This window comes from Nocardioides sp., assembly GCF_034670285.1.
GTDB lineage: Bacteria > Actinomycetota > Actinomycetes > Propionibacteriales > Nocardioidaceae > Nocardioides.
On sequence record NZ_JAXMNS010000341.1, the window covers coordinates 1 to 4,230 of the forward strand.

General features: G+C 70.2%; 3 protein-coding genes and 1 pseudogene. 3 read left to right on the plus strand and 1 reads right to left on the minus strand.

From position 1 onward, the window contains the following. Positions 1-540: pseudogene (locus VOI19_RS15350) on the plus strand (ABC transporter ATP-binding protein); the annotation flags it as partial. 53 nt (positions 541-593) lie between these two features. Further along, on the plus strand, positions 594-1,670 hold the full coding sequence (locus VOI19_RS15355; protein ID WP_323793838.1) for a phosphatase PAP2 family protein: 1,077 nt from the start codon (positions 594-596) through the stop codon (positions 1,668-1,670). Here VOI19_RS15355 and VOI19_RS15360 read toward each other — a convergent pair. Continuing rightward, entirely contained in the window at positions 1,657-2,577 is a 921-nt protein-coding gene (locus tag VOI19_RS15360; protein ID WP_323793839.1) for a sulfotransferase, read from the minus strand. The genes VOI19_RS15355 and VOI19_RS15360 overlap by 14 nt on opposite strands. Before the next feature lie 90 nt (positions 2,578-2,667). Here VOI19_RS15360 and VOI19_RS15365 point away from each other — a divergent pair. Beyond that, positions 2,668-4,230, plus strand: a 1,563-nt coding sequence (locus VOI19_RS15365; protein WP_323793840.1) for an acyl-CoA dehydrogenase family protein, incomplete at its 3' end; no start/stop codon positions are given.

Sequence of the window (4,230 nt, forward strand, 5' to 3'; positions counted from 1 at the left end):
CTGCTCCTCGACGAGCCGCTCTCCGCGCTCGATGCGGGTCTGCGCGAGCGGCTCGCGGGTGACCTCCACGACATCCTCCGCGAGGCAGGCACCACGACGCTGGTCGTGACCCACGACCAGGAGGAGGCCTTCGCGCTCGCCGACCGGCTGGTGGTGATGCGGGACGGGCGCATCGTGCAGCAGGGCGACATCGCCGAGGTCTGGGCCCGCCCGGCCGACGCCTGGACTGCGCTCTTCGTGGGCTACGCCCGGGTGCTCGAGGGGGCGCCGGCCGCCCGGCTGCTGCAGGCGGCCGGGCTGCGGGGGAGCGCTGTCGCGCTGCGCCGCTCGGCCCTCACGGTCGGCAGCGGCGCGCGATCGGTCCTCGAGGGCACGGTGCGCTCGGTGCGGGCCACCCCCGACGCCATCCGCCTGGTGGTCGACGTCACCGGGATCGGCGAGGTCGACGCCCTCGCCTCACCGGCCGCCCGGGCCGGGGTGGGCGACGCGGTCGGCCTGGACGTCGACGAGTCGCGCCTGGCCGCGCTCCCGGTCCGATGACCAGGGAACTCGCTCAGATCGCGGCGCGCAGAGCGATCTCCTAGACTATTCGGGTGTACCGCCGTGCCTATGTGACCCTCGTTGGCGTCGCCGCCGTGATGGGGACGTTGGCCGTGATCGTCTCCCTCCGCTACGACCGACCCCTGCTCGACCCCGAGGGCAGCTTCCTGGGGCCGTCCTGGGCGCGCCTGCCGCTGCTTCTGATGGGTGCGGTGCTGCTGGACCTGCTGCCGCGCACCCTGTGGCACTCGCGGCTGCGTCCCTCGGCCATGGTGCCGCTGGTCCGTGAGCGACTGCGGACTCACTGGACGCCCGAGCGGATGACCTTGGTGGCGCTGGGCGTCATCTGCTTCTACGTGACCTACGTCAGCTATCGCAACCTCAAGTCTGCGCTGCCGTTCGTCCGGTCTTTCGACAACCCCAACGACATGTTCGATCGCGAGCTCAACACCATCGACCGGGTGCTGTTCTTCGGCAACCAGCCCGGCCCGGTGCTCCACGACCTGATCGGCACCGACCTGTCGGCCCACGTGCTGTCGTCGATCTACCTGTGGTTCCTGCCGCTGGTGCCGCTCGCCCTCACCGCCTGGCTGGTGTGGTCGCGCAACATCTCCTTCGGCTACTGGTTCGCGACCTCGCAGTGCATCGCCTGGTCGTTGGGCACCGCCTCCTACTACGCGCTGCCGACCCTGGGGCCGGCCTTCCACTTCGCGCCCGGCTACACCGCGCTGACCCACACCGCCACCTCCGACCTCATCGAGGGCCTGAGCCGCTCCCGCAACAAGGTCCTCTACGGCGACTACGACGGCAGCAGCGTCGAGGGCATCGTCAACTCCGTGGCCGGCTTCGCGAGCCTGCACTGCGCGATCACCCTGCTCGTCGCGCTGATGGTGCAGTTCACGCTGCGCAGCCGGCTGCTCAAGATCGTCTTCTGGGTCAACTTCGCCGTCACCGTCGTCGCGACCGTCTACTTCGGGTGGCACTACCTCGCCGACGACCTCGCCGGGATCATGATCGCCCTCGTGTCCTTCTACCTCGGTGGTCTCGCCACCGGGCAGAAGTTCGACCGGCACAGCCTCCACTCGCACCCCACCACGACCACCGAGAAGGTTCCGGTCAGCGTCGACTGACCCGGGTGGCGTACTTCGCGGCGAGGTCTGCGGGGTCGAGGTCGCCGTCGAGCAGTCGACGCGTCGGCCAGCGGCTGACGTCGATGCCCGCGGCGATCGGCAGGCCGGTGAGCACGTCGAGGTCGGCGGCGTAGCGCTCGGCGATCCGTAGCAGCTCGGCGGCGGTCGGTGCGGTTCCGGTCACCTGCTCGGCGCCCGCCAGCTCGTGACGCAACGGAGGGGGACGCCGGAAACGGCGTAGGGCGAGGTGGTCGGTGACCCGGTCGAGGGTGCCCGAGAAGTCGGACAGCATCGCCCCGAACTCGAGCACCAGCCACTGCTCCGGCGCGAAGACCCCGACGCCACGGGTGAGCTGCTCGCCGTACAGCCCGCGCGAGAAGATCGACCGGGACCCCTTGAAACCGCTCGGAGTGACCTCGTCCGGGACTGGCAGGTCGAGGTAGCGCTCGACGACTTCGGGCCAGTCCTCGGCCAGCCCCCCGATGCCCTTCGTGACCTTGCGCTCCGAGCGCTCGCGCTGCATCCGCCACTGCGAGTAGGCGCGGTCGATCGGGTCGCGCAGGACGGCGATCAGCCGGGTGTCGGGGTTGTAGTCGTGCATGTGCGCCAGCGCGTGCGGCCACCACAGGTAGGCGGGGGTGGCATCGCCGACGATGCGCTGCTCGGGCTTGGCTCGCGGCACCACGTGGGTGTCGTAGGGCGGGGCGGTCCAGTCGATCTCGAGGTCGTTGAAGAAGGTCGCCTCCTTGCGGGGGGCGCGCACGACCTGCGGGTGGGCGGTGATCGCCCGCGACAACGTCGAGGTCCCGGCCTTCTGCACCCCGACGATCGAGAAGCCGTAGCGCAGGGGCTCCCCGACGGGCCCGGTCTGGGGCCCGGTCTGGGCTGCGGGCGCGCGGCTGGTCACCGGCGCACGGTAGCAATCTGGCGGACCCCAGGTCCGCGGACCACCAGTAAGAGGGTGTGCACCGAGGTGACCGGCCAGTAGTTTGGGGCCATGGCTACCGAGACCGTGTCATCCGATGCTGCCGCCCCGATCGTCGACAGCGAGGCCGCCCGGGTCGCGGCCGCCGAGGAGGGCGTCTACGTGCGCCCCCACATCGACGTTGCCGCCATGCAGCGGCTGCTCGACGGCCGCTACGCCGACGTCCGCGACCTCGTGCGCTCCAACCTCACCGACTACGCCTCGGTGCTCGTCGACCAGGAGGAGATGACGACGGCCGACTTCCGCGAGCGCGTCAAGGACGTCATCCTCGAGCTGGCAGCGACCGGTCAGACCGGGCTGGGCTTCCCGGAGGAGTACGGCGGTGGCGGCGACATCGGAGCGTCCCTCGCGGCGTTCGAGACGCTGGCACTCGGCGACCTGTCGGTGCTGGTGAAGGTCGGCGTGCAGTTCGGGCTCTTCGGTGGAGCGATCCTCCAGCTCGGCACCGAGCGGCACCACGAGCGCTACCTCGCCGACATCGTCAGCGGTGAGCTGATGGGGTGCTTCGCGATGACCGAGACCGGGCACGGCTCCAACGTGCAGGCCCTGGGCACGATCGCGACCTACGACGCCGACACCCAGGAGTTCGTCATCGAGACGACCTCCGAGGAGGCCGGCAAGGACTACATCGGCAACGCAGCCGTGCACGGCCAGCTCGCCGTGGTGTTCGCCCGGCTCGAGGTCGGTGGCGAGGAGCGCGGCGTCCACGCCTTCGTCGTCCCCATCCGCGAGGGCGGCGAGCCGTGCGCCGGCGTCCGCATCGAGGACGACGGCCTCAAGATGGGCCTCAACGGCGTCGACAACGGGCGCCTGTGGTTCTCCGGGGTGCGGGTGCCACGTGAGGCGCTGCTCAACCGCTTCGCCGACGTCACTGCCGACGGCGCCTACGAGAGCGAGATCGAGAACGCCAACAAGCGCTTCTTCACCACCCTCGGCACGCTCGTCCAGGGACGCGTGTGCGTCGGGGGTGCCGGCATCAACGCGGCGAAGGTCGCGATCGCCATCGCGATCAAGTACGGCCTGAGGCGTCGTCAGTTCGAGGCGTCCAGCGAGGACGAGGAAGAGCTGATCCTCGACTACGGGATGCACCAGCGTCGGCTCTTCCCGCTGCTGGCCCGCACCTATGCCCTGCACTTCGCCCAGGAGGTCGTGGCCGCTCAGGTGCACGACGTCTTCTCCGGCACCGTGGACGACGAGATCGCCCGCCGCCAGCTCGAGTCGCGCGCCGCCGGCACCAAGGCGCTCGGCACGTGGCACGCCACCCGCACCATCCAGGAGTGCCGCGAGGCATGCGGGGGAGCGGGCTACCTCGCCGAGAACCGTTTCGCCGCGCTGAAGGCCGACACGGACGTCTTCACCACCTTCGAGGGCGACAACCACGTCCTGCTCCAGCTCGTCGCCAAGGGGCTGCTCACCGACTACTCGAGCAACTTCTCCGAGATGGACCAGTTCGGCATGGTCCGGTTCGTGGCCGAGCTCGGCGTCGAGACGATCATCGAGAAGACCGGTGTGCACAAGCTGCTCGAGCGCATCAAGGACGTGCTCCCCGGCGGCGACGAGGGCTGGGACCAGGAG